2 protein-coding genes are annotated in these 1,343 nt (G+C 31.6%); both read left to right on the forward strand.

The window, feature by feature from the left end; translation table 11 throughout:
- Window positions 1-106: 106 nt before the first annotated feature.
- Window positions 107-400 (forward strand): pentapeptide repeat-containing protein, encoded by a 294-nt coding sequence (locus C200_RS14320; RefSeq protein ID WP_016211899.1) that lies wholly within the window; start codon window positions 107-109, stop codon window positions 398-400.
- A gap of 342 nt (window positions 401-742) precedes the next feature.
- The coding region (locus C200_RS12765) for a hypothetical protein (RefSeq protein ID WP_155276089.1) at window positions 743-1,343 on the forward strand (601 nt) is incomplete at its 3' end.

A 1,343-nucleotide genomic window follows, 5' to 3' on the forward strand; every position in this document is an offset into this window, starting at 1 on the left:
TATTCGTTGAGCGCTATAAAATATAAGCTACATATAAATCAACTGGTTTATATCATAGTTAATACTAGTTTTATTTTATTCAAAACACAGCAATGGCTGAAAAAAAATGAGAAAAACCAGAAGTGACGTTATTAAAGAAATCAATAAAGCAGCCGCAGTAAATGGTTCAGGCTCGGTAAATCTAAGATATTGGGATCTGCGAGGTGCAAATTTATCAGGCTTATATTTACTTGGTGCTGATCTAGAAGGTGCTAATCTAGAAGGTGCTAATTTATCAAAATCCTATTTAAAAAATGCTTATTTATCAAGAATTTGCTTAAAAAATGCAAATTTATCCGGCGCACTTTTATACCAGGCAAACCTAAGAGGATCTAATCTAGAAGGTGCAGATTTTAGTTAAGACTGTATAAATTTTATGGAGAGTAGCTTCAATTAAATCGCAATATAAAGCCCATCGTTTCATTCTCCAAGATACCATGATATTAAAGAGTGCTTTTTCTACCGTTAGCACAACTATGTAGTACACCCCATTATTCATATTGTGATGGTAAGCTCTTATATATCGCATCACTAAACTTAAAAAAAAACAACTAGCCTACCAAATCATCCATACAACCATATTAAAAAACAGTAAATTATAAATTTAATAATAAAATTATGATATTAATTTATTTAATTTAATATTAAATAAATTTCAATAGTAAATTAAAATTATAAAGAAAAAATAATGCCCCTGAACCAAATGGCGATTATTCGCCAATTAAAAAAGTATTCTGCATTGATAAATGGTGTAGATAATTACGGAGAAGGTGGGCTATGTCATGGTTTTGCTTATGTACATGCGGCGATGGCAGCTACAGGAAAGCTAAATTGGTGGCACGATGCTTTAAAAAAAATCAGTGAATGGGATGGCAGCTTAAATGCTTTAGATCAGAAGATTATTCTCAAAGGTGAAGATTCAGATCAAGACTGCAATCCACAGCAACGAGAACAACCTAAAAATCTGAGATACCTATTTGAGCGCATAGCATCTTATGTTGTGTTTAACTTTCAACCCTCAATTATGAACGATGCTAATGACAAAGTGATCAGGCAAGATAGGTTACTTGAAGTTTTTGAGGTTTATGATTCAAACTCTAAAAAATGGTTATCGGTAAATAAAGAGCAATATAGAACGATTGCTGGAAACTTGAGTGATGAAGATTTAAAGCAATTGCTCACTATAAAAAATTTAGAAAATAACATGTGCATATTAGCAGGAAGTGATCATTCCTGCTCTCTAAGGTCCAGTAATAATAAGTTTTATTTTTATAACCCTAATTTTAGCTGTAAAACTCCAGATA

This window comes from Piscirickettsia salmonis LF-89 = ATCC VR-1361 (genome assembly GCF_000297215.2).
In the GTDB taxonomy this organism is placed as follows: Bacteria; Pseudomonadota; Gammaproteobacteria; order Piscirickettsiales; family Piscirickettsiaceae; genus Piscirickettsia; species Piscirickettsia salmonis.